Consider the following 26,961-nt stretch of genomic DNA (forward strand, 5'->3'; position numbering starts at 1 on the left):
ACGCCGGCCACGGTCATTTCAGGAGATCCCGAATTCCTTGCCGATGAAGTCGAAGAGGTCGTCGTCCGTGGCGGACTCCAGCTCCTCGGCGACTCCGGCGCCGTCTTCCGGTCCTCGGTCGTCATTCCATTGCGCGAGCAGCGCCTGCAGTCGCGCGGTGATCCTGCTCCGGCCCTCGTCGTCCGGGGTGGCCCCGGACAGGGACTTCTCCAGCCCGTCGAGCTCCGCGAGCAGCGAGGTGACCGCCGTCGCGTCGTCCGGCAGGATCTCGCCGCGCAGGTACTCCACCAGTGCGTTCGGTGTGGGGTAGTCGAAGACCAGCGTCGCCGGGAGCCGGACTCCGGTGGTCGCGTTCAGGCGGTTGCGCAGCTCCACGGCGGTCAGCGAGTCGAAGCCGACCTCGCTGAACGAGCGGGCCGGGTCGACCGTCTCCGGACCCGGGTAGCCGAGCACGGCCGCCACCTGGGTGCACACCAGCTCCAGCAGCACCTCTTCCCGCTCGGGCTCGGAGAGCCCGCCGAGCCGCTCCCGCAGCGCCTCGGCACCGGCCGCGGCTGCCGCCGCGGACTCGGCAGCGCGGCGGGCGGGGGCCCGGACCAGACCGCGGAAGAGCGCGGGCAGCATGCCGCTTCCCGCCTGTGCCCTGAGGGCGGCCATCTCCAGCGGCAGCGGTACGAGGAGGGCCTCGTCCGAACCCCGCGCGGCGTCGAACAGCTCCAGGCCGCTCTCGGCCGTGAGCACGCCGACGCCTCCGCGGCGGATGCGGGCGATCTCCGCCTCGTCCAGCTCACCGCCCATGCCGCCGCCGGCCACGGACCACAGGCCCCAGGCGAGGGAGGTGGCGGGCAGGCCCTGCGCGGTGCGGTGCTGGGCGAGGGCGTCCAGGAAGGCGTTGGCCGCCGCGTAGTTGCCCTGGCCCGGGCCGCCGAAGACACCGGCGGCCGAGGAGAACAGGACGAACGCCGCCAGGTCCGCGCCCTGGGTCAGCTCGTGGAGGTTCCACGCCGCGTCGACCTTCGGGCGCAGTACGTGGGCCATGCGCTCGGGCGTCAGCGAGGCGATCACGCCGTCGTCCAGGACACCTGCCGTGTGGATGACGGCAGTGAGGGGGTGGGCGGTGGGGATGGACGCGATGACCTCCGCGAGGGCGGTGCGGTCGGCCGCGTCGCAGGCGACCCAGTGTGCTTCCGCGCCCAGCGCGGTGAGTTCCGCGGTGAGTTCGGATGCGCCCGGGGCCTGGTCGCCTCGGCGGCTGAGCAGGAGGAGGTGGCGTACGGCGTGGTTGGTGACCAGGTGCTTGGCGAACAGGGTGCCCAGGCTGCCGGTGGCGCCGGTGATCAGGACCGTGCCGTCGGGGTTCCAGGCGGGTGCCTGGTTCTCCGGTGCCACGGTGGCCCGTGCCAGGCGCGGGGCCCGGACGACGCCGTCGCGGATGGCGGTTTGCGGCTCGCCTGTGGCCAGGGCGGCGGCCACGGTCTTCTGGTTCGCCTCGCCTTGGCCGTCGGTGTCCACCAGGACGATGCGGTCCGGGTTTTCCGCTTGTGCGGAGCGGACGAGGCCCCAGGCGGCGGCTTGGGCCGGGTCGGGGGCGGACTCGTCCGTACCCGTACTCACGGCTCCCGTGGTCAGTAGCACCAGACGCGCGTCTGCGAAGCGGTCTTCGGTCAGCCACTTCTGAAGGAGGGCCAGGGTGTGGGTGGTGGCCTGGTGCGCCGTCTCGGCGGACGAGGAGCTTTCCCCCATCCCGCCCCTTCCCGAAATCTGGGGCTCCGCCCCAGGACCCTGGTCCTCAAGCGCCGGACGGGCTTGCGTCGCCGTAGACGCCTGAGATGCCGTGTGCGTTGCGGGCATCGACACCACTACGTACTCCGGCAGCTCTGCGCCGGAATCGAGTGCCTCTGCCAGCGCGGCCAGGTCCTCGTAGGCCGTGAGGCCCAACGTGTCGGGGCCCACTGCCGCCCAGCGGTCGGGGGTTGCCTCGGCGGACGGCGACGCCGTCACCGGCGCCCAGTCCAGGCGGAACAGGGAGTCGGACGCGCCGCCCGGGCGGGCCGCGCCCAACTGGTCCGGGGAGACCGTGCGCAGGGCCAGGCCCTCGACCGATGCCACCGGGGTGCCCGTCACGTCGGCGAGCTCCAGCGACACCGTGCCCGTGGCCGTACCGGCGAGGCGTACGCGTAGCGCCGCGGCGCCGACCGCGTGCAGGGAGACGCCGGTCCAGGAGAAGGGCAGGCGGCCCTGGCCGGTGCCCTCCTCGGTCGTCCGGAGGCCCAGCGCGTGCAGCGCGGCGTCCAGCAGTGCCGGGTGCAGGCCGAACGCGGCGGCGTCGGACGTACGGTCCTCCGGCAGCCGTACCTCGGCGAACACCTCGTCGTCGCGGCGCCAGGCGGCGGTCAGGCCCTGGAAGACCGGGCCGTAGTCGAAGCCCGATCCGGCCAGGCCCTCGTAGAGGCCCGTCACCTCGATCTTCTCGGCGTCGGCAGGCGGCCAGGCGGACAGGTCGAACGTCGGGGCCGTGGTCTCCGACTCCACCAGCGCGCCCGTGGCGTGGCGCAGCCACGGTTCGTCGGCCGGGGCGCCCTCGGTGCGGGAGTGCAGGGTCAGCGCGCGGCGGCCGGTGTCGTCGGGCGCGGCGAGCGCGAGCCGGAGCTGGACGGCGCCCTGGTCGGGCACGATCAGCGGGGCTTCCAGGGTGAGTTCGTCCAGGCGGTCGCAGCCCGCGTGGTCCCCGGCGCGCAGCGCCAGTTCCACGAACGCGGTGCCGGGCAGCAGGACCGTACCCATCACGGCGTGGTCGGCCAGCCAGGGCTGGGTCTGCAGGGAGAGCCGTCCGGTGAAGGCGATGCCGTCCGAGTCGGGCAGTTCCACGGCGGCGCCCAGCAGCGGGTGACCGGCCGCGTGCAGGCCGATCGCGGTGGCGTCGCCGCCGACCGGACCGGCGTTCAGCCAGAACGAGCGGCGCTGGAAGGCGTACGTCGGCAGGTCGACCTGATGCGGCCCGTACGGCGCGTACAGCGTGGTGAAGTCCACGGCGAAGCCCCGGACCTGGGCCGTGCCGACCGCCGTGAGCAGCGTCTCGGCCTCCGGCCGGCCGCCGCGCAGGGCGGTGGCGAAGGAGCCGCCGTCCTCGGTGACGCAGTCCTGCGCCATCGCGGTCAGCACCCCGTCGGGGCCGAGTTCCAGGTAGGTGGTGACGCCCTGGGCCTCCAGGGTGCGGACGCCGTCCAGGAAGCGGACCGCTTCGCGGACGTGGCGCACCCAGAAGTCGCCCGTCGTGATCTCCTCGGCGGCCACCACGCCACCGGTCAGATTCGACACGATCGGGATCTTCGGAGCCTGGTACGCCAGCCCCTGCGCCACCTCGCGGAAGGCGTCCAGCATGCCGTCCATATGGGGCGAGTGGAAGGCGTGGCTGACGGTGAGGCGCTTGGTCTTGCGGCCCTCCGCCTCGAAGGCCGCCGCGATCTCCAGCACCGCGTCCTCGTCGCCCGCGACCACGACCGAGGTCGGGCCGTTGACGGCCGCGATGCTCACCCGCTTGCCGAGCTGCGGGGTCACCTCGTCCTCGGACGCCTGAACGGCGATCATCGCGCCACCGGCCGGGAGCCGCTGCATCAACCGCCCACGCGCGGCCACCAGCTTCGCCGCGTCCGCCAGCGAGAGCACACCGGCCACATGCGCGGCGGCCAGTTCGCCAATCGAGTGGCCGGACAGGTAGTCCGGCTTCACGCCCCAGGTCTCGACCAGGCGGAACAGCGCCACCTCGACCGCGAACAGCGCGGGCTGGGTGAACCCGGTCTGGTCCAGCTCCTCGGCGTCGTCCCCGAACAGCACGTCACGAAGCGGCCGCTCCAGATGGGCGTCCAGCGCGTCGCAGACCGCGTCCAGTGCCTCCGCGAACGCCGGATAGGCGTCGTAGAGCTCACGGCCCATACCGAGCCGCTGGCTGCCCTGCCCGGTGAACAGGACGGCCAGCTTGCCGCCCTCGGCCACCGCGCCCTCGACCAGTCCGGTCGCGGTGCGGCCCTCGGCGAGGGCGTCGAGCCCGGCCAGGAAGCCGTCCCGGCCCGCGGCGACGAGCGTCGCCCGGTGCTCGAAGGACACCCGGGAGGTGGCCAGGGAGTGACCGATGTCGGCGAGGGACAGCTCGGGGTGGTCGGCCACATGGGCCCGGAGCCGGGCCCCCTGGGCGCGCAGCGCCTCGGGGGTCTTGGCGGACATCGCCCACGGCAGCGCGGACGGCTCCACGGACGGCTCGCCGGCCGGCAGCGCGGGCACCTCCGCCGGTTCGGGCTCCGGCATCTGCTCGATGATGGCGTGCGCGTTGGTGCCGCTCATGCCGAAGGACGAGATACCGGCCCGGCGCGGACGCCCGGTCTCCGGCCACTCCCGCGCCTCGCTCAGCAGCGAGACAGCACCCGACTCCCAGTCCACATGCGGCGACGGCTCATCGATGTGCAACGACTTCGGCAGAACGCCATGCCGCATCGCCAGCACCATCTTGATGATGCCCGCGACACCCGCGGCCGCCTGGGTGTGACCGAAGTTGGACTTGATCGAGCCCAGCCACAGCGGCTGGTCCTCCGTCTTCTCCTTGCCGTACGTGGCCAGCAGCGCCTGCGCCTCGATCGGGTCACCCAACGTCGTACCCGTGCCATGGGCCTCGACCGCGTCCACATCACGAGCCGACAGACCGGCGTTCGCCAGCGCCTGACGGATCACCCGCTGCTGGGAGGGACCGTTCGGCGCCGTCAGACCGTTGGACGCACCGTCCTGGTTGACCGCCGTGCCCCGCACGACCGCCAGCACCCGGTGACCGTTCTTCTTCGCGTCCGACAGCCGCTCCACCAGCAGCATGCCCACGCCTTCGCCCCAGGCCGTGCCGTCGGCGGCGGCGGCGAACGGCTTGCAGCGGCCGTTCCTGGCCAGTCCGCGCTGGCGGCTGAACTCGGTGAACACATCGGGGGTGGTGATGATGGTGACACCGCCCGCGAGCGCCATGGTGCACTCGCCGTTGCGCAGCGCCTGCGCCGCCAGATGCAGCGCCACCAGCGACGACGAGCACGCCGTGTCGACGGTGACGGCCGGGCCCTCGAAGCCGAAGGTGTACGACACCCGGCCGGAGGCGATGCTGCTGGAGCCGCCGGTGCCGAGGTAGCCCTCGACGCCCTCCGGGACGGTGTGCAGCCGCGACACATAGTCGTTGTGCATCTGGCCGACGAACACGCCGACCTGCTTGCCGCGCAGTGCGCCCGGGTCCAGTCCCGCCCGCTCGAAGGACTCCCAGGAGGTCTCCAGCAGCAGCCGCTGCTGGGGGTCCATGGCGAGCGCCTCGCGCGGGTTGATCCCGAAGAAGGCCGGGTCGAAGTGGTGGGCGTCGTAGTAGAAGCCGCCCTCGCGGGCGTACGAGGTGCCGGGCCGGTCCGGGTCCGGGTCGTAGAACGCGTCGAGGTCCCAGCCGCGGTCCTCCGGCAGCCGGGCGATACCGTCCCGGCCCTCGGCCAGCAGCTCCCACAGCTCCTCGGGGGTGCGCACATCCCCGGGGAAGCGGCAGCTCATGGCGATGATCGCGATCGGGTCGTCCTCGTCGGCCACGCCACCCGCCGGGCCTTCCGCCCGGGCGGGAACGGCCGCGGCCGCCTCGGAGCCGAGCAGCTCCTCCAGCAGATATCCGGCGAGCGCGGTCGGCGTCGGGTAGTCGAAGACCAGCGTGGCGGGCAGCCGCAGCCCGGCGGCGCCGCCGAGGCGGTTGCGGAACTCCACCGCGGTCAGCGAGTCGAAGCCGAGGTCCTTGAAGGCCCGGCTCGCCTCGACCGCGTCGGGCGAGTCATGCCCGAGCACCACGGCCACCTGGGCGCGCACCAGGTCGAGCAGGGTCTGCTCGCGCTCGGCCGCGTCCAGCCGGACCAGCCGCTCCACCAGCGAGGAGCCGTCCTGGGCCGCGCCGGATTCGGCGGTGCGGCGGGTCGTACCACCGCGCACCAGACCGCGCAGCAGCGGCGGCACCATCTCGATGGGCGCGCCGGTGAGCGGCGCCAGGTCGAGCTGCATGGGCACCAGGAAGGCGTCGCCCACCTCCTGGGCGGCGTCGAACAGCGCAAGGCCCTCGTCGGAGGACAGGCCGAGCACACCGGAGCGGGTCATCCGGGACTTGTCGGTGGCCTCCAGCTCACCGGTCATCCCACTGGCCTCGGCCCACAGGCCCCAGGCCAGCGAGGTGGCGGCCAGGCCCTGGGCCTGGCGGTGGCGGGCCAGCGCGTCCAGGAAGGAGTTGGCCGCCGCGTAGTTGGCCTGCCCGGGGCCGCCGAACGTACCGGCGGCGGAGGAGAACAGGACGAACGCGGCGAGGTCCTGGTCGCGGGTCAGCTCGTGCAGGTTCACGGCCGCGTCCACCTTGGGGCGCAGCACCTTCTCCAGCCGCTCCGGTGTCAGCGAGTCGATCACACCGTCGTCCAGCACACCGGCGGTGTGCACGACGGCGGTCAGCGGATGCCCGGCGGGGATGTCGGCCAGGACGGCGGCGAGCGCGTCCCGGTCGGCGGCGTCACAGGCGGCGATGGTGACCTCGGCGCCCAACTCACGCAGTTCGGTGGCCAGTTCGGTCGCACCCGCGGCCTGCTCACCGCGCCGGCTGGTGAGCACCAGACGGCGGGCGCCGCGCTCGGTCACCGCGTGCCGGGCGACCAGGCCGCCCAGGGTGCCGGTGCCACCGGTGATCAGCACCGTGCCGTCGGGGTTCCACGGGGCGGGCACGGTGAGCACGACCTTGCCGATGTGGCGGGCCTGGCTGAGGTAGCGGAAGGCGTCCGGGGCCTGCCGCAGATCCCATGCGGTGATCGGCAGCGCCCGCAGCGCGCCCCGCCGGAACAGCTCCAGCAGTTCGCACAGCATCTCCTGGATGCGGTCCAGGCCCGCCTCGGTCAGGTCGAACGCCTGGTAGGAGACGCCGGGGTAGGCGGCGGCGACCTCCTCCGGGAGCCGGACGTCGGTCTTGCCCATCTCGACGAACCGGCCGCCGCGCGGCAGCAGCCGCAGCGAGGCGTCCACGAACTCCCGGGCCAGCGAGTCCAGCACCACATCGACGCCGCGACCGCCGCTGGCCTCGCGGAACGTCTCCTCGAAGGCCAGGTCGCGGGAGGAGGCGATGCGGTCGTCGGCCAGCCCCAGCGAGCGCAGGGTGTCCCACTTGCCCTGGCTGGCGGTGGCGTAGACGTCCACACCCCAGTGGCGGGCCAGTTGCACGGCGGCCATGCCGACACCACCGGCGGCGGCGTGCACCAGCAGCGACTCGCCGCCCTGGAGGTCGGCCAGGTCGCGCAGCGCGTAGTAGGCCGTCATGAAGACGATCGGCACCGACGCGGCCTGGGCGAACGACCAGCCGTCGGGCATCGGCGCGATCATGCGGCGGTCCACGACCACCAGCGGCCCGAAGCCACCGGGCAGCATGCCCATCACGCGGTCGCCGGGCGCCAGATCGGTGACCCCCGGTCCGGTTTCGAGGACGACACCGGCGCCCTCGCTGCCCATCAGGCCCGCGTCGCCGGGGTACATGCCGAGCGCGTTGAGCACATCGCGGAAGTTCACACCGGCGGCCCGGACCGCGACCCGCACCTGTCCCGTCTCCAGCGGCGCGGCGGCCTCCGGGCTGGGCAGCAGGGTGAGGTTCTCCAGGGTGCCCTTGTCCTGGATGTCCAGGCGCCAGGCCGGCTCGCCGGGCGGCGGGACCATGGGCCCACTGGCGGCGGTGCGCGCCAGCCGGGGGGCGTGTACGGCGCCCCGGCGCAGCACGAACTGCGGCTCGCCGGAGGCGATCGCGGTGCCCAGCGCCTCGTAGGAGGCGTCGGTGCCGTCGAGGTCCACCAGCACCAGCCGGTCCGGGTTCTCCGACTGCGCCGAGCGCACCAGACCCCACGCGGGGGCATGGGACAGGTCGTGGGTGCCGGCGTCGCCCGCGGTGGCCACCGCGCCCCGGGTGACGAGCACGAGCTGGGACGCCGCGAAGCGGTCGTCGGCCAGCCACGCCCGTACGAGCGCCAGGGTCCGCTGGGTGGCGGTGTGGACGGCGGCGGTCACCTGGTCATCGGTGGCGCCGTGCGGGTCGAGGTAGGTCAGGACGTACGCGGGCGCGTCCCCGGCCGCGGCCAGCGCGTCCAGATCGGCGTGGACCGCGGCACCCGAGGTCAGCGCGGCGGGCGCGCCCTCGCCGAGCACCGTCCACGCCGCGGTGGCCGCGCCGTCCGTGGCCGGCGGCACGGTGGCCCAGTCCAGCCGGTACAGCGACTCGTGGTACGCGGCGGACCGGCCGTCCGCGAGCTGTCCGGCCGAGACGGGGCGCAGCGCGAGCTGCTCGACCGAGGCCACCGGGGCACCGGTGCCGTCGGCCAGCTCCAGCGCCACGCCGTCGGCCCCGGCCGGGGTCAGCCGGACCCGGAGCGCGTCGGCGCCGACCGCGTGCAGCGACACCCCGCTCCAGGAGAACGGCAGCCGCCCCTGCTCATCGCCGCCCGCACGGGCGAACGTGCTGTGCAGCGCGGCGTCCAGCAGCGCCGGGTGCAGCCCGAACGCGGTGGCCTCGGACTTCCGGTCCTCCGGCAGCCGCACCTCGGCGAACACCTCGTCGCCACGCAGCCAGGCCGCGCTCAGCCCCTGGAACATCGGCCCGTACGCGAAGCCGCCCTGCGCCAGGTGCTCGTAGAGCCCCTCGACCTCGACGGGCTCGGCGCCCGGCGGCGGCCATGCCGTCAGGTCGAACGAGGGCCGCGGGGCACCGGCCACCAGCACACCACTGGCATGGCGGATCCACGGCATCTCGGCGGGCGCGTCCTGCGCCCGCGAGTACAGCTCCAGCGTGCGGTGCCCGGCCTGCTGCGGGGCGCCGACGAGGATCTGGAGCTGGACCGCGCCACGCTCGGGCAGGACCAGCGGCGCCTCGATGGTCAGCTCGTCCAGCCGGTCGCAGCCCACCTGGTCACCGGCGCGGATGGCCAGCTCGACGAAGGCGGTGCCGGGCAGCAGGACGGTGCCCATCACGGCGTGGTCGGCCAGCCACGGGTGGCTTTCGAGGGAGAGCCTGCCCGTGAACAGGAAGCCGTCGGAGTCCGCCAGGGGCACGGCCGCGCCCAGCAGCGGATGGTCGGCCCGGTCCAGGCCCGCCGACTCCACGTCGCCGACGAAGCCCGCGGGGGAGGTCAGCCAGAAGCGTCGGTGCTGGAAGGCGTAGGTCGGCAGGTCGACGCGGTGGGCGCCGGTCCCGGCGAAGTACGCGGACCAGTCCGGCGTCACCCCGCGGACCTGCAGCGCGGCCAGGGCGGTGGCGACGGTCTCGGCCTCGGGGCGGCCGCCGCGCAGCGTGGCGGCGAAACCGGCCGCGTCGGCGTCGGCGAGGCAGTCCTGGCCCATGGCGGACAGCACACCGTCGGGGCCCAGTTCGAGATAGGTGGTGACGCCCTGGGCTTCCAACGTCCGGACGCCGTCGAGGAAGCGCACGGCCTCCCGGACGTGGCGCACCCAGAAGTCCGGGCTGGTGATCTCCTCGGCGGAGACCACGGTCCCGGTCAGGTTGGAGACGATCGGAATGCGCGGGGCCTCGTACGACAGGACCTCCGCAACCTCACGGAACGCCTCCAGCATCTCGTCCATGCGCGGCGAGTGGAACGCGTGGCTGACGGTGAGGCGCTTGGTCTTGCGGCCCCGCTCCTCGAAGGCCGACGCGATCTCCAGCGCCGCGTCCTCGTCGCCCGCGACCACGACCGAGGTCGGGCCGTTGAGGGCGGCGATGCTGACCCGCTCGGTGAGCAGCGGCAGCACCTCGTCCTCGGACGCCTGGACGGCGATCATCGCGCCACCGGCCGGAAGCGCCTGCATCAGGCGGCCACGGGCGGCCACCAGCTTCGCCGCGTCCGCCAGCGAGAGCACACCGGCCACATGGGCGGCGGCCAGCTCACCGATGGAGTGACCGGAGAGGAAGTCGGGCCGCAGGCCCCACGCCTCGGCCAGGTGGAACAGCGCCACCTCGATGGCGAACAGCGCGGGCTGGGTGAAGCCGGTCTGGTCCAGCTCCTCGGCGTCGTTCCCGAACATCACGGTCTTCAACGGCCGTTCGAGATACGCGTCCAGCGCGTCGCAGACCGCGTCCAGTGCCTCCGCGAACGCCGGATAGGCGTCGTAGAGCTCACGGCCCATGCCGAGCCGCTGGCTGCCCTGCCCGGTGAACAGGAACGCCACCTTGCCGTCCACCACCGAGCCCTGCACCAGCCCCGAGGCCGACTCGCCACGCGCCAGCGCCTCCAGGCCCGAGACCAGCGCCGCGCGGTCCTGGCCGACCACGACGGCACGGTGGTCCAGCGCGGCACGGGTGGTCGCGAGCGAGTACGCCAGGTCGGTGGGCGACAGCTCCGGCCGCAGCTCCAGGTCGGCGAGCAGCCGCTCGGCCTGCGCCCGCAGCGCCTCGGCGCTCTTGCCCGAAACCGGCCAGGGCAGCACGGAGGGCCGGGCGGCCGGAAGCGCGGACGCCTCGGCCGGTTCGGGCTCCGGCGCCTGCTCGATGATGGCGTGCGCGTTGGTGCCGCTGACGCCGAAGGAGGAGATACCGGCCCGGCGCGGACGCCCGGTCTCCGGCCACTCCCGCGCCTCGGTCAGCAGCGAGACCGCACCCGACTCCCAGTCCACATGCGGCGACGGCTCGTTGATGTGCAGCGACTGGGGCAGGACGCCGTGGTCCATCGCCTGCACCATCTTGATGATGCCCGCGACACCGGCGGCCGCCTGCGTGTGACCGAAGTTGGACTTGATCGAGCCCAGCCACAGCGGCTGGTCCTCGGTCTTCTCCTTGCCGTACGTGGCCAACAGCGCCTGCGCCTCGATCGGGTCGCCCAGCGTCGTGCCGGTGCCATGGGCCTCGACCGCGTCGACCTCGGACGCCGACAGCCGCGCGTTCGCCAGCGCCTGACGGATCACCCGCTGCTGGGACGGGCCGTTGGGCGCCGTCAGACCGTTGGACGCACCGTCCTGGTTGACCGCCGTGCCCCGCACGACCGCCAGCACCCGGTGACCGTTCTTCTTCGCGTCCGACAGCCGCTCCACCAGCAGCATGCCGACACCCTCGGCCCAGCCGGTGCCGTCCGCGTCGCCCGAGAAGGCCTTGCAGCGGCCGCTGGTCGACAGCCCGCCCTGGCGGCTGAAGTCGATGAACGTGTCCGGGGTGGACATGACGGTGACACCGCCCGCGAGGGCCATGGTGCACTCGCCGCTGCGCAGCGCCTGCGCCGCCAGGTGCAGCGCCACCAGCGACGACGAGCACGCCGTGTCGATGGTGACCGCGGGGCCTTCGAGACCGAAGGTGTACGCCACCCGGCCGGAGGCGACACTGCCCGCCGTGCCGGTGCCGAGGTAGCCCTCCAGGCCCTCCGGCAGGGCGGTCAGCCGGGAGAGGTAGTCGTGGTACATGACGCCCGCGAAGACGCCGGTCTTGCTGCCGCGCACGGTCGCCGGGTCGATCCCGGCCCGCTCGAACGCCTCCCAGGAGCTCTCCAGCAGCAGCCGCTGGTGCGGGTCCATGGCGAGGGCCTCACGCGGGTTGATCCCGAAGAAGTCGGGGTCGAACTCGCCCGCGTCGTAGAGGAATCCGCCCTCGATGGTGGCGCTGGTGCCGGTCTGCTCGGGGTCCTCGCCCAGCAGCCCGTCGAGCTGCCAGCCGCGGTCGGTCGGGAAGCCGGAGATGGCGTCCACCGAGCCGGTGACGAGCTGCCACAGCTCCTCGGGGCTGGTGACCCCGCCCGGGTAGCGGCAGCTCATGCCGACGATGGCGATGGGCTCGTCGTCGCCGACGGCCACGGTGGCGGCGGGGGCCGCCGCGGCCTCGTCGGCCTGGTCGCCGAGGATCTCGGTGCGCAGGAAACCGGCGAGCGAGGTGGGCGTCGGGTAGTCGAAGACAAGGGTGGCCGGGAGCCGTACGCCCGTGACGGCGCCGAGGCGGTTGCGCAGCTCGACGGCGGTGAGCGAGTCGAAGCCCAGCTCCTTGAACGCGCGCCCGGCGCCGACGGCCTCGGGGCCCGCGTAGCCGAGGACGGCGGCCACCTGACCGCAGACGATCTCCAGCAGCAGCCGGTCCCGCTCGGGAACGGACAGCCCCAGCAGCCGCTCCGCGAGCCCGCCGGGTGCCGCGCCGCCGCCCGACTCCACCACACGGCGGCCGGGGGCCCGCACCAGGCCGCGCAGCAGCGCGGGCACCATGTGGGCGTCGGCGTGGCGCAGCGGCGCCAGGTCCAGGTGCATGGGGACGAGCGTGGGGTCGCCCACGGCGAGAGCGGTGTCCAGGAGGGCCAGGCCCTCCTCGGAGGAGAGGGCGGCCACTCCGGCGCGGGTGATGCGCTGGATGTCGGTGTCGTCCAGGTCGCCGGTCATCCCGCTGCGCTCGGCCCACAGGCCCCAGGCGAGGGCGGTGGCGGGCAGCCCCTGGGCGCGGCGCCGGTGGGCGAGGCCGTCCAGGAAGGCGTTGGCGGCCGCGTAGTTGGCCTGGCCGGGGCCGCCGAGGGTGCCGGCGGCGGCGGAGAACAGCACGAACGCGGACAGGTCGAGGTCGCGGGTCAGCTCGTGCAGATTCCACGCGGCATCGACCTTGGGCGGCAGAACGCGGTCGACGCGCTCGGCGGTCAGCGAGCCGATCACACCGTCGTCCAGCACGCCCGCCGTGTGCACCACGGCGGTCAGCGGATGCTCGGCCGGGATGGCGGCCAGGGCCGCGGCCAGGGCGTCTCGGTCGGCCACGTCGCAGGCGGTGAGGGTGACGTCGGCGCCCGACGCGCGCAGCTCGGCGACGAGTTCGGCGGCGCCGTGGGCGTCGGCCCCGCGCCTGCTGAGCAGCAGGAGGTGGCGTACGCCGTGCTCGGTGACCAGATGGCGGGCGACGAGCCCGCCGAGGGTGCCGGTGGCGCCGGTGACCAGGGCGGTGCCCTCGGGGTCGAGCGCGGGCGCGGTCTGCTCGGGGTCGGAGGCGACCTTGGCCAGCCGCGGGACGACCACGGTCCCGGCGCGGACCGCAAGCTGCGATTCGCCGGTGGCCAGGGCGGGGGCGAACCCACGGTAGGACTCGTCGGTCCCAACGGCACTGTCCAAGTCCATCAGGACGAAGCGGTCCGGGTTCTCGGACTGCGCGGAGCGCAGCAGACCCCACAGCGGGGCGTGGACCAGGTCCTCGGTGTCCGCGTCGGCGGAGGTGGCGACGGCGCCGCGGGTGGCGATCACCAGCCGGGAGCCCTCGAAGCGGTCGTCGGCGAGCCAGCTTTGGACCAGCTCCAGCGCGCGGTGCAGGGCCTCGCGTACGGCTTCCTCGACGGGACGGTCGGTCTCGTCCGCGAAGAACGGGGCGACGACGGCCTGCGGCAGCGGGGTCCCGGCGTCCACGGCCTCGCCGAGCGCGGCCAGGTCGGCGTAGCCGGCGGCGGTGGGCAGGGCGGCGGCGAGCTCGGGGTGCTCGGCGCCGAGGACCGCCCACTGCCCGGCCACGACGGTGGTGGCGGCGGGCACCGGGGCGGGGGTCCACTCGACGCGGAACAGCGCCTCGTGGAAGGCGGCGCGCGCGGCGTGCACCTGGTCGGGCGAGACGGGGCGCAGCAGCAGCGAGTCGACGGAGGCGACGGGTGCGCCGCTCTCGTCGGTGACCAGCACGGCCACGGCGTCCTGCCCGGCGGGCGAGAGCCGGACGCGGAGCGTGGCGGCGCCGACGGCGTGGAGCCGGACGCCGCTCCAGGAGAAGGGGAGGCGGCCGTGTTCGGTGTCCTCCAGGAGGGAGCCGATGCCGACGGCGTGCAGGGCGGCGTCCAGCAGCGCGGGGTGCAGTCCGAACAGCTCGGCCTCGGCGCGGGCGCTCTCGGGCAGCCGCACCTCGGCGTACACCCGGTCCTCGTGCTGCCAGGCGCCCTGGAGGCCCTGGAAGACGGGGCCGTAGGCGAATCCGGTCTCGGCGAGCCAGTCGTAGAGGCCGTCCACGGGGACCTCGGTGGCACCGGCCGGCGGCCATACGGTGAGGTTCTCGGCATGGTCGGAGGGTGCGGTGGCGCCGGTGCCGAGCACACCGGTGGCGTGGCGGGTCCACTCGCCCTCGCCCCAGGTGCCGTCGGCGGCGTCCTCCAGGCGCGAGTGCAGGGTCAGCGAGCGGCGGCCGGTCTCGTCCGGGGCGCCCACGGACACCTGGAGCTGGACGCCGCCCTGCGGGGGCAGGACCAGCGGGGCTTCGAGGGTGAGCTCCTCCAGGACGTCCGCGCCGACGTGGTCACCGGCGCGGATGGCCAGCTCCACGAAGGCGGTGCCGGGCAGCAGCACGGTGTCCATGACGGCGTGGTCGGCCAGCCAGGGGTGGGTCTGGAGGGACAGCCGGCCGGTGAAGAGGAATCCGGCGGCGTCGGCGAGCGATACGGCGGCGCCGAGCAGCGGATGGTCGGCGGAGCCGAGTCCGGCGGCGGTGACGTCGCCGGTCCAGGGACCGGGCGGCTCGGGCCAGTACAGCTCGCGCTGGAAGGCGTAGGTGGGCAGTTCGACGCGGCGGGCGCCGGAGCCCTCGAAGACCGCGGCCCAGTCGACGGCCACGCCGTGGACGTGGGCGCGGGCGAGCGCACCGGCCAGGGCGGTGGCCTCGGGGCGGTCGCCGCGCAGCATGGGGACGAACACGGCGTCGTCGGAGGTGACGCAGTCCTGCGCCATGGCGGAGAGCACCCCGTCGGGGCCGAGCTCCACATAGGCGCCGACGTCGTACTCCTCGAGCCGGCGGATGCCGTCGGTGAAGCGGACCGCCTCGCGGACGTGCCGGACCCAGTAGTCGGGCGAGCAGATCTCGTCGGCGGAGACCGAGCCGCCGGTCAGGTTGGAGATGATGGGGATGACCGGCGGGGCGTAGGTCACCTGCCGGGCGATCTCGCGGAAGGGCTCCAGCATGCCGTCCATGCGGGGCGAGTGGAACGCGTGGCTGACGGTGAGCCGCTTGGTCTTACGGCCCCGCGCCTGGAACGACTCCGCGATGGCGACGGCCGTGTCCTCGTCCCCGGCGATGACGACCGAGGTGGGCCCGTTGAGCGCGGCGATGGAGACCCGCTCGGTGAGCAGCGGCGCCACCTCGTCCTCGGACGCCTGGATGGCGATCATCGCGCCACCGGCGGGCAGTTCCTCCATCAGCCGGCCACGGGCGGCCACCAGCTTCGCCGCGTCGGCGAGCGAGAGCACACCGGCCACATGCGCGGCGGCCAGTTCGCCGATGGAGTGGCCGACGAGGAAGTCGGGCTTCACACCCCAGGTTTCCAGCAGCCGGAACAGCGCCACTTCGAGGGCGAACAGCGCGGGCTGGGTGTAGCCGGTGCGGTCCAGCAGTCCGCTGTCGTCGCCGAACATCACCTCGCGCAGCGGCTGCCGGAGGTGCTGGTCGAGTTCGGCGCACACCTCGTCCAGGGCGCGGGCGAAGGCCGGGACGGCCGCGTACAGCTCACGGCCCATTCCGGTGCGCTGGCTGCCCTGGCCGGTGAAGAGGAACGCGACCTTGCCCTCGCCGACCTCGCCGCGCACGACGCCGCCCGCGGGGGCGTCCTCGGCGAGCTCGGCCAGTCCGCGCAGCAGGTCCTCGCGGCCGCCCTCGCCCGCGAGGACCACGGCGCGGTGGTCCAGTGCGGCGCGGGTGGTGGCCAGCGAGTGGGCCAGGTCGACCAGGCCGAGGCCGGGGGCGTCCCGCACATGGGCGGTGAGCCGCTCGGCCTGGGCGCGCAGGGCCGCCGCGCTCTGCGCGGACACCAGCACCGGCACGAGGCCGCCGACGCCGGTCCACTCCGAAGGCGTCGCGTCGCTGTCAGGGGCCTCGCGGTCCTCGGCGGGCGCCTGCTCGATGACGGTGTGCGCGTTCGTGCCGCTCACACCGAAGGAGGAGATGCCCGCGCGGCGCGGCTGGCCGGTCTCCGGCCACGGGGTGTTCTCGGTGAGCAGGGAGACGGCACCGGCCGTCCAGTCCACGTCCCGGGAGGGCGCGTCGACGTGCAGGGTCCTGGGCAGCACGCCGTGCTCGATGGCCTTGACCATCTTGATGATGCCCGCGACACCAGCCGCGGCCTGGGTGTGGCCGAAGTTGGACTTGATCGAGCCGAGCCACAGCGGGCGGCCCTCGGCCCGGTTCTGCCCGTACGTGGCGAGCAGGGCCTGCGCCTCGATGGGGTCGCCGAGGCTGGTGCCGGTGCCGTGTGCCTCGACGACGTCCACCTGGGCGGGGGTGAGCCGGGCGTCGGTGAGCGCCTGGCGGATGACACGCTGCTGGGACGGGCCGTTGGGCGCCGTCAGACCGTTGGACGCGCCGTCCTGGTTGATGGCGGAGCCCCGGACGATGGCGAGCACCGGGTGGCCGTTCTTGCGGGCGTCCGACAGCCGCTCGACGAGCAGCATGCCGACGCCCTCGCCCCAGCCGGTGCCGTCCGCGCCATCGGCGAACGCCTTGCAGCGGCCGTCGGGCGCCAGGCCCCGCTGGCGGCTGAAGTTGATGAACGCGCGCGGGCTGTTCATCACCGTGACACCACCGGTGAGCGCCATCGAGCACTCGCCGCCTCGCAGCGCCTGGATGGCCAGGTGCAGCGCCACCAGCGACGCCGAGCACGCGGTGTCGACGGTGAGCGCCGGGCCCTCCAGACCGAAGGTGTAGGAGATCCGGCCGGAGATGACGCTGGCCGCGTTGCCGGTGAGCAGATACTGCTCCACGCCCTGCGGCAGCGTGTGCATCAGCTCCGGGTAGTCCTGGCCGTTGGTGCCGACGAAGACACCGGCCTTGCTGCCGCGGAGCGTGGCCGGGTCGATCCCGGCCCGCTCGAACGCCTCCCAGGACGTCTCCAGCAGCAGCCGCTGCTGCGGGTCCATGCCGAGGGTCTCGCGCGGGCTGATCCCGAAGAACGCGGCGTCGAACTCGCCCGCGCCCTCCAGGAACCCGCCCTTGTCGGTGTAGCTGGTGCCCTGCTGGTCGGGATCGGCGTCGAAGAGCGCGTCGGTGTCCCAGCCACGGTCCGTGGGGAAGTCCGCGATGGCGTCGCCGCCCGCGGCCACGAGCTCCCACAGCTGCTCCGGAGACGTGACGCCTCCGGGGAACCGGCAGCTCATGCCGACGATCGCGATCGGCTCAGGCTCCTGCGACTCGACCTCGCGAAGACGCTGCCGCGTCTGGTGCAGATCGGCAGTTACCCGCTTGAGGTAGTCGAGGATCTTGTCCTGATCCGCCATTGGAGTCTCACCCATGCTTCTCGTCACAAACCTTGCGCCCGGGGACCTTCAGATCCTCAGATTCCGAGTTCTTTGTCGATGAAGGCGAAGACCTCGTCGGGCGTCGCCTCCTGCAACTTCTCCGTCACGGTCCCGCCCTCGCCGTCGGCCGCCCCGGCCTCGTCGGTACGGGGCTCCGCCCACTTCGCCGCGAGGTCCCGCAGCCGGGCCGCGATGTCGTCCCGTGCCTCGCTGTCGGGGTCGAGGACGGACAGCGCGGACTCCAGCGCGTCGAGCTCCGCGAGCCCGGGGGCGGCGGCCGTACCGCCGTCGCCCACGATCCGGCCGCACAGGAACTCGGCGAGGACCGCCGGGGTCGGGTAGTCGAAGACCAGCGTGGCAGGCAGTTTCTGCCCGGTGGCGGCGGTCAGCCGGTTGCGCAGCTCCAGCGCGATGAGCGAGTCGAAGCCGAGCTCCTTGAACGCCCGCCCGGCGCCGACCTCGTCGGTCGAGGGGTGGCCGAGCGCGGCGGCCGCGTTGGTGCGCACGACCTCCAGGACGACCACGGACTGTTCGGCCCGGGAGATCCCGGCCAGCCGCTTGCGCAGCGTGTCCGCCGGGGACCCGTCCGGGGCCGTGCCGGGCTCACCGGCCGTGGCGCCGGTCTCCCGCAGCCGCCGGACCTCCGGCAGTTCGCCGATGAGGGGGCTCGGGCGGACCGCCGTGTAGCCGTAGGCGAAGGGGTCCCACTGGATGTCGGCGACGGCCACGACCGTGTCGGCGTGGTCCAGGGCCCGCTGCAGCGCCGTGATGGCCGCGTGCGGCGCCATCGCCGGGACACCGCCCCGGTCCAGCCGCTCGCCGATGGCGCCGTCGGCGGCCAGACCCGTCTCGCCCCAACGGCCCCAGGCCACCGAGGTGGCGGGCAGGCCCTGGGCGCGGCGCTGTTCGGCCAGCGCGTCGAGATAGGCGTTGGCCGCCGCGTAGTTGCCCTGTCCGGCGTCGCCGAGGGTGCCCGCGATACCGGAGAACAGCACGAACGCGGACAGGTCCAGCTCGCGGGTCAGCTCGTGCAGATGGCGCGCCGCGTCGGCCTTGGGGCCGAGGACGGTGGCGAACCGCTCCGGGGTGAGCGCGTCCAGGACACCGTCGTCCAGGACCCCCGCGGCGTGCATGACCGCGGTGAGCGGCTGGTCGGCCGGGATGGTGGCCAGCAGCGTCTCGACGGCCTTGCGGTCGGCCACATCACACGCGGCGACGGTGACCTTGGTGCCCAGCTCGGCCAGCTCGTCCCGCAGCTCGGCCGCGCCCGGCGCCTCCGGACCACGGCGGCTGGTGAGCACCAGATGCTCGGCACCGTTGCCGGCCAGCCAGCGCGCCACATGGGCACCCAGGGCGCCCGTACCGCCGGTGACCAGGGTCGTACCGGCCGGCTTCCACGTCCGTACGGCGGGCGCACCGGCCAGCGGGGCGTGCGCGAGCCGGCGGGCGAACACCCCGGCCGCGCGCACCGCGAGCTGGTCCTCGCCGTCGGTCCCGGCGAGCACTCCGGCGAGCCGGGCCAGCGCCCGCTCGTCGGGCGATCCGGGCAGGTCGACCAGACCGCCCCAGCGCTCCGGGTACTCCAGGGCCGCGGTCCGGCCCAGGCCCCAGACGAGCGCCTGCTCGGGGGAGTCCACGGTGTCCGTCTGCCCGACGGCGACCGCGCCCCGGGTGGCACACCACAGCGGCGCGTCCACCCCGGCGTCGCCCAGCGCCTGGATCAGTACGGCGGTGCCGATCAGCCCGGCGTTGACGCCGTCGGTGCCGGGCGCGGTGCCCTGGTCGAAGGCGAGCAGTGACAGCACACCCGAGACGGTCGCGGTGTCGGCCAGCTCCTCGCGCACCAGACGGGTCAGCGACGCGCGGTCCGACTCCACGGCGGTCGGGGTGATCTGCCGTACCTCGGCGCCGCGTTCGGTGAGCATCCGGACCGCGCCGAGCGTCCAGTCGTCGACGGCGGCCGACTCGGGCACGGCCAGCAGCCAGGTCCCGGACAGCCGCGGGGCTTGCGCCTCGGTCAGCGAGGTCCAGGTCACGCGGTAGCGCCAGCCGTCCACCGTGGACTGCTCACGGGCCTGCTTGCGCCAAGTGGCCAGGGCGGGCAGGACGGCGCCGAGCGAGGACCGCTCGGCCTCGTCCTCGAACGCGAGGGTGTCGGCCAGCGACGCCAGGTCCTCGCGCTCGACGGCCTCCCAGAAGCGGGCGTCGACGGCATCGGACGGCGTGCCCGACTCGTCGGCCGGGGCGTCGACCGCCTGCGGCCAGTAGCTCTGGTGCTGGAAGGCGTACGTGGGCAGCTCGACGCGCTCGGCGCCGGTCCCCTCGTACACCGCGTCCCAGTCCACGCCGACGCCACGCGTCCACGCCTCGCCGACGGAGATCCAGAAGCGGTCCAGACCACCCTCGTCACGGCGCAACGACCCGATCGCGGCAGCCTCCCGGCCCGCGTCCTCGGCGGTCTCCTGCACCCCCATCGTCAGCACCGGATGGGCGCTGGACTCGATGAACACCCCGAAGCCCTCGTCCAGCAGCCGCCGGACCGCGCCCTCCAGCTCCACCGTGCGACGGAGGTTGGTGAACCAGTACTCGGCGTCCAGCTCGGAACCCTCGACCCACTCCCCCGTCACCGTCGACAGGAACGGCACCTCGGCCGTCTTGGGCTCTACGGGCGCCAGCAGCTCCAGCAGCTCGTCACGGAGCAACTCGACCTGCGCGGAGTGCGAGGCGTAGTCCACCGGCACCCGGCGCGCCCGCACCTCATCGGCCTCACACGCGGCGACCAGCTCGTCCAGCGCGGTCGGCTCACCGGAGACGACCACCGAGGACGGACCGTTGACCGCCGCGACGGAGATGCGCTCCTCGCCCCACGCCGCGATCCGCTCACGCACGTCCGCCACCGGCAGCGCCACCGACACCATGCCGCCCTTGCCCGCCAGCACCCGGCCGATCGCCTGACTGCGCAGCGCCACCACCCGGGCAGCGTCCCGCAGCGACAGGGCTCCGGCCACACACGCGGCGGCGATCTCGCCCTGCGAGTGGCCGACCACGGCCGAGGGCCGCACACCCAGCGAACGCCACAGCTCCGCGAGCGAAACCATCACGGAGAACAACACCGGCTGAACAACGTCCACCCGCTCCAGTGACGGTGCGCCCTCCGCCTCGCGCAGCACATCCACCAACGACCAGTCGGTGAACTCTGCGAGCGCGGCGGCACACTCATCAATACGGGCAGCGAACACCGGTGAAGCATCCAACAGCTCCACGGCCATGCCTACCCATTGTGACCCCTGTCCTGGGAACACGAATGCGGCCTTGCCCCCGATTGAGGCCCCCTGCACCAGGTTGGGCAGGACCTGCCCCCTAGCGAGGGCGTCCAAACCGCCGGCGAATTCGTCCCGATCCGTGCCCACCAGCACCGCGCGCTGCTCGAAGGCGGCGCGGGTGGTGGCCAGCGAGTGGCCGATGTCCAGCGGGCGCAGGGCCGGGTCCGCGTCGAGATGGGCCAGCAGCTTGGCGGCCTGGGCGCGCAGCGCGGCCTCGCTCTTGCCGGACACCGTCCACGGCAGCGCGCCGGGCCGCCGGGTCGCCGGCTCGGTCTCGTCCGGCTCCTCGGCCGGGGCCTGCTCGATGATGGCGTGGGCGTTGGTGCCGCTGAAGCCGAACGAGGACACCGCGGCCCGGCGCGGACGGCCGGTCTCCGGCCACTCGCGCGCCTCGGTCAGCAGCTCGACCTCGCCCGCCGACCAGTCCACATGCGGAGTGGGCTCGACGATGTGCAGCGACTCCGGCAGGACGCCGTGGCGCAGCGCGAGCACGAGCTTCATCACACCCGCGACACCGGCCGCCGCCTGGGCGTGGCCGATGTTGGACTTGATGGAGCCGAGCAGCAGGGGCTGTCCTTCGGGCCGCTCCTGGCCGTAGGTGGCGAGCAGCGCCTGCGCCTCGATCGGGTCACCCAGCGTCGTACCGGTGCCGTGTGCCTCGACCACGTCCACCTCGGCGGCGGACAGCCGGGCGTTGGCCAGGGCCTGCCGGATGACGCGCTGCTGGGACGGGCCGTTGGGCGCCGTCAGACCGTTGGACGCACCGTCCTGGTTGATGGCCGAACCCCGCACCACCGCCAGCACCGGGTGGCCGTTCTTCCGCGCGTCCGACAGCCGCTCGACCAGCAGCATGCCCACGCCCTCGGCCGGGCTGAAGCCGTCCGCGTCCGAGGAGAACGCCTTGCTGCGGCCGTCGGAGGACAGTCCGCGCTGGCGGCTGAACTCGATGAAGGTGCCCGGGGTGGCCATCACGGTCACCCCGCCCGCGAGCGCGATCGTGCACTCGCCCTGGCGCAGCGACTGGACGGCCAGGTGCAGCGCCACCAGCGACGCCGAGCACGCGGTGTCGACGGTGACCGCCGGGCCCTCCAGACCGAAGGTGTACGAGAGGCGGCCGGAGACGACGCTCGCGGCGCTGCCGGTGGCCAGGTGGCCCTCGTAGCCCTCGGTGTTGTTGCGCATGACGATGGAGTAGTCGGAGCCATTGGTGCCGACGAAGACACCGGACGGGGTGCCGTGCAGCGTGGCCGGGTCGATGCCCGCCCGCTCGAACGCCTCCCAGGAGGTCTCCAGCAGCAGCCGCTGCTGCGGGTCCATCGCCATGGCCTCACGCGGCGAGATCCCGAAGAAGGTGGGGTCGAAGTCGGCGGCCCCGGTGAGGAATCCGCCCTCGCGGGTGTAGCTGGTGCCCTGCGCGTCCGGGTCCGGGTTGTAGAGGGACTCGATGTCCCAGCCGCGGTCGCCCGGGAACTCCGACAGCGCGTCGCCACCGGAGGTGAGCAACTGCCACAGCTCCTCGGGGGTGCGCACACCGCCCGGGAAGCGGCAGCTCATGGAGACGATGGCGATCGGCTCGTCGTCGGCGAGCGCCGCCGCGGTCGGCAGCGCGGCCACGGCCGCCTGCTGCCCGCCGGCGATCTCGGTGCGCAGATGGCGCGCGAGCACCGTGGGGGTGGGGTAGTCGAAGATCAGCGTCGGCGGCAGCTTCAGCCCACTGGCGGCGCCGAGCCGGTTGCGCAGCTCCACAGCCGTCAGCGAGTCGAAGCCCAGCTCCTTGAAGGCCCGGCCCGCCTCGACGTCGTCCGCGCCCGCATAGCCCAGGACGGCCGCGACGGCGGTGCGGACCAGCTCCAGCACCAGCCGCTCCTGCTCGGCGTCCGGCACCCCGGCGAGCTGCTGGGCCAGCGCCACCACGCCCGCGCCGTCCGCCTCGGCGTCCCCGGCCATGTCCTGGATGACGTCCCGCGCCTCGGGCAGGTCGTGCAGCAGCGGACGGGAGCGGCCGGAGGTGAAGGCGAGAACGAAGCGCTTCCACTCCATGTCGACGACGGTCAGCACCGACTCGTCGCGGTCCAGCGCGTGCTGGAGGGCGGTGACGGCCGACCGCGGCGCCATCTCGATGACGCCGTGGCGGCGCATCCGGTCGCCGACGCCGCCCTCGGCCATCCCGCCCTCGCCCCACGGGCCCCAGGCCAGCGAGGTGGCGGGCAGGCCCTGGGCGCGCCGGTGCTCGGCGAAGGCGTCGAGGAAGGCGTTGCCCGGCGCGTAGTTGCCCTGTCCGGGCGCGCCGAAGGTGGCCGCGAAGGACGAGAACAGCACGAACGCCGAGAGGTCCAGCTCCCGGGTGAGCTCGTGCAGATGGCGGGTGGCGTCGACCTTGACCTTCAGCACCCGGTCCACCTGGTCCGGGGTCAGGCCCTCGATCACCCCGTCGTCCAGCACGGCGGCCGTGTGGACGACGGCCGTCAGCGGATGCTCGGCGGGGATGTCCGCGAGCAGCGCCTCGACCTGGGCGCGGTCTGCCACATCGCATGCGGCGATGGTGACCTTCGCGCCGAGCTCGGTCAGTTCGGACCGCAGATCCGCCGCGCCCGGCGCCTCCAGACCACGGCGGCTGGTGAGCACCAGATGCTCGGCCCCGTTACTGGCCAGCCAGCGCGCCACATGGGCGCCCAGCGCGCCCGTACCGCCGGTGACCAGCGTCGTACCGGCCGGCTCCCAGGACCGTACGGCGGGCGTGGCGGCCAGCGGGGCGCGCACCAGACGGCGTACGAGCAGCCCGGTGGCGCGGATCGCGACCTGGTCCTCCTCCTCGGCCCCGGCGAGCACGGTCACCAGCCGGGCCAGCGCCTTCTCGTCGGGCGCCCCGGGCAGGTCGACCAGACCGCCCCAGCGCTCGCCGTGCTCCAGCGCGGCCACCCGGCCGAGCCCCCAGACCAGCGCCTGCTCGGGGGATTCGAGAGTGTCCGTAACGCCGACGGAGACCGCGCCACGGGTGGCGGACCACAGCGGCGCGCCGATCTCCGCGTCGCCCAGCGCCTGGACGAGCGCGAGCTGCGCCGCCACCCCGGCGGGAACAGAGGGGTGCCGGGGGTGCGGGTGGCCGTCGAGGGCCAGCAGCGACAACACTCCGGCGAACGGGATGCCGTCGGTTTCGGTGAGCGCGGCCCGCAGCCGCTCGATCAGCTCATTGCGGCCGTCGGCGTCGGTGTCCACGGCGATCCGCCGTACGTCGGCGCCGCGTTCGACGAGCACACCGGTCACGGCGTCGGTCCAGACGTCCTCGGTGGCCGGGGCGACGACGAGCCAGGCGCCGGACAGCCGCGCGGGCTGCCCTTCGGCGAGCGGCTTCCAGGTGACGCGGTAGCGCCAGCCGTCCACCGTGGACCGCTCACGGCTCTGCTTGCGCCAGGTGGCCAGGGCGGGCAGCAGCGCGCTGACCCGCTCGTCGCCGTCGACGTCCAGCTCGGCGGCGAGCGCCTGCCAGTCCTCGCGCTCCACGGCCTCCCAGAAGCGGGCCTCGACGGGGTCTGCGGCGGTGGCGGCAGCGGCGGGGGTGCCCGCCTCCAGCCAGTAGTGCTGGTGCTGGAAGGCGTACGTGGGCAGCTCGACGCGCTCCGCGCCCGTGCCGTCGAACACCGCGTCCCAGTCGACGGTGACGCCGCGTGTCCATGCCTCGCCCAGCGAGGCCCAGAAGCGGTCCAGGCCACCCTCGTCACGGCGCAACGACCCGATCGCGGCAGCCTCCCGGCCCGCGTCCTCGGCGGTCTCCTGCACGCCCATGGTCAGGACAGGGTGGGCGCTGGACTCGATGAAGGCTCCGAAGCCCTCGTCCAGCAGACGGCGCACCGCACCCTCCAGCTCGACGGTGCGACGGAGGTTGGTGAACCAGTACTCGGCGTCCAGCTCCGGACCCTCGACCCACTCCCCCGTCACCGTCGACAGGAACGGCACCTCGGCCGTCCTGGGCTCTACGGGCGCCAGCAGCTCCAGCAGCTCGTCACGGAGCAACTCGACCTGGGCCGAGTGCGAGGCGTAGTCCACCGGCACCCGGCGCGCCCGCACCTCATCGGCCTCACACGCGGCGACCAGCTCGTCCAGCGCCTCCGGCTCGCCCGAAACCACCGCCGACGAGGGGCCGTTGACGGCAGCGACAGAGATGCGCTCCTCGCCCCACGCCGCGATCCGCTCCCGGACCTCCGCCACCGGCAATGCCACGGACACCATGCCGCCCTTGCCCGCCAGCACCCGGCCGATCGCCTGGCTCCGCAACGCCACCACCCGCGCCGCGTCCCGCAGCGACAGAATCCCCGCCACACACGCGGCCGCGATCTCACCCTGGGAGTGGCCGACCACGGCCGCCGGGACGACACCCAGCGAACGCCACAGCTCCGCCAGCGAAACCATGACCGCGAACAGCACCGGCTGAACGACGTCCACCCGCTCCAGCGACGGCGCGCCCTCGGCGCCCCGCAGCACCTCCACCAACGACCAGTCGGTGAACTCCGCCAGCGCCGCGGCACACTCCTCGATCCGCGCGGCGAACACCGGCGAGGCGTCCATCAGCCCCACCGCCATACCGGCCCACTGCGACCCCTGCCCCGGGAACACGAACGCCGTCCGGCCGCCGACGACGGAGCCCTGGGCGACACCCGCCGCCATACCGCCCTCGGCCAGGGCCGTGAGCCCGGCCAGCAGCTCGGCGCGGTCGTGGCCGCGCACCACGGCGCGGTGGTCGAGCTGGGCCCGGGTGGTGGCCAGCGAGAGGCCCACGTCGGCCGGGCTCAGCCCGGGGTCGGCCTCGATATGGGCCAGCAGCCGCTGCGCCTGGGCGCGCAGCGCCGCCGCGCTCTTGCCCGACACCGCCCACGGCACCACGTCCAGCCGCTCGGACGACGGGGCCGGTCGCCCGGTGGCTTCCTCGGCCTCCTCTGCCTCCTCGGCGGGGGCCTGCTCCAGGATGGTGTGCGCGTTGGTGCCGCTGAAGCCGAAGGAGGACACGGCGGCCCGGCGCGGGTGGTCGGTCTCCGGCCAGGGGGTGGTCTCGGCGAGCAGCGACACCGCGCCCGCCGACCAGTCGACATGCGGGGTCGGCTCGTCGATGTGCAGGGTCCTGGGCAGGACGCCATGGCGAATCGCCATGACCATCTTGATGATGCCGGCGACACCGGCCGCCGCCTGGGTGTGCCCGATGTTGGACTTGATCGAGCCGAGCAGCAGCGGCTGGTCCTCGGTGTGCTCCTGGCCGTAGGTGGCCAGCAGCGCCTGCGCCTCGATCGGGTCGCCCAGGGTGGTACCCGTGCCGTGTGCCTCGACGGCATCGACATCGGCCGCGGAGAGGCGGCCGTTGGTGAGCGCCTGGTGGATGACGCGCTGCTGGGACGGGCCGTTGGGCGCGGTCAGGCCGTTGGAGGCACCGTCCTGGTTGATGGCGCTTCCGCGCACGATCGCCAGCACCGGATGGCCGTTCTTCCGCGCGTCCGACAGCCGCTCGACCAGCAGCATGCCCACGCCCTCGCCCCAGCCGGTGCCGTCCGCGGCGGCGGCGAAGGGCTTGCAGCGGCCGTCGGCGGCGAGTCCGCGCTGCCGGCTGAACTCGGTGAACGTCGAGGGGGTGGCCATCACCGTGACACCGCCCGCGAGCGCGAGGGAGCATTCGCCGCCTCGCAGCGCCTGGACGGCCATGTGCAGGGTGACCAGCGACGACGAACACGCCGTGTCGACGGTGACCGCCGGGCCCTCCAGACCGAAGGTGTACGACACCCGGCCGGAGGCGATGGAGCCGGAGCTGCCGGTGCCGAGGAAGCCTTCGACTCCCTCGGGCACGGAGTCGAGCCGCGAGGTGTAGTCGTGGTACATCACGCCCGCGAAGACGCCGGTCCGGCTGCCGCGCAGCCCGGTCGGGTCGACCCCGGCCCGCTCGAACGCCTCCCAGGAGGTCTCCAGCAGCAGCCGCTGCTGCGGGTCCATCGCCATGGCCTCGCGCGGCGAGATCCCGAAGAGCGTGGGGTCGAAGCCGCCCGCGTCGTAGAGGAATCCGCCCTCGTTCACATAGCTGGCGCCCGCCTGGTCGGGGTCGGCGTCATAGAGCGACTCGATGTCCCAGCCGCGGTCCGTGGGGAAGCCGGAGATCGCGTCCTCGCCGCCCAGGACGAGCCGCCACAGCTCCTCGGGGGTGCGGACACCGCCCGGGTAGCGGCAGCTCATCGCGACGATCGCGATCGGCTCCTGGTGCCGCTCCTCGACCTCGCGAAGCTGTCGGCGGGCCTGACGCAGGTCGGCGGTGGCCCGCTTGAGGTAATCCCGGAGCTTGTCCTCGTTATTCACCATTGCGTCGGCTCCTTGCGAAGAGGGAGGGGGTGCTCATGTGTTCAGAACGCTCCCG

Annotated in this window: 2 protein-coding genes; both read right to left on the reverse strand. The window is 73.9% G+C overall.

The annotated features are described in order from the left end of the window. Window positions 1-18 precede the first annotated feature (18 nt). Window positions 19-17,232, reverse strand: coding sequence for a type I polyketide synthase (locus BLV72_RS10925; protein ID WP_093461884.1), 17,214 nt, complete (start codon window positions 17,230-17,232; stop codon window positions 19-21). 56 nt (window positions 17,233-17,288) lie between these two features. Beyond that, on the reverse strand, window positions 17,289-26,903 hold the full coding sequence (locus tag BLV72_RS10930) for a type I polyketide synthase (RefSeq protein ID WP_425288511.1): 9,615 nt from the start codon (window positions 26,901-26,903) through the stop codon (window positions 17,289-17,291). Window positions 26,904-26,961 lie beyond the last annotated feature (58 nt).

The sequence above is a fragment of the Streptomyces melanosporofaciens genome, from assembly GCF_900105695.1.
GTDB classification, from domain to species: domain Bacteria; phylum Actinomycetota; class Actinomycetes; order Streptomycetales; family Streptomycetaceae; genus Streptomyces; species Streptomyces antimycoticus.

Coding starts and splice junctions, on each gene's coding strand:
- BLV72_RS10925 (WP_093461884.1), bottom strand. CDS start 17,232: ATGGCGGATCAGGACAAGATCCTCGACTACCTCAAGCGGGTAACTGCC.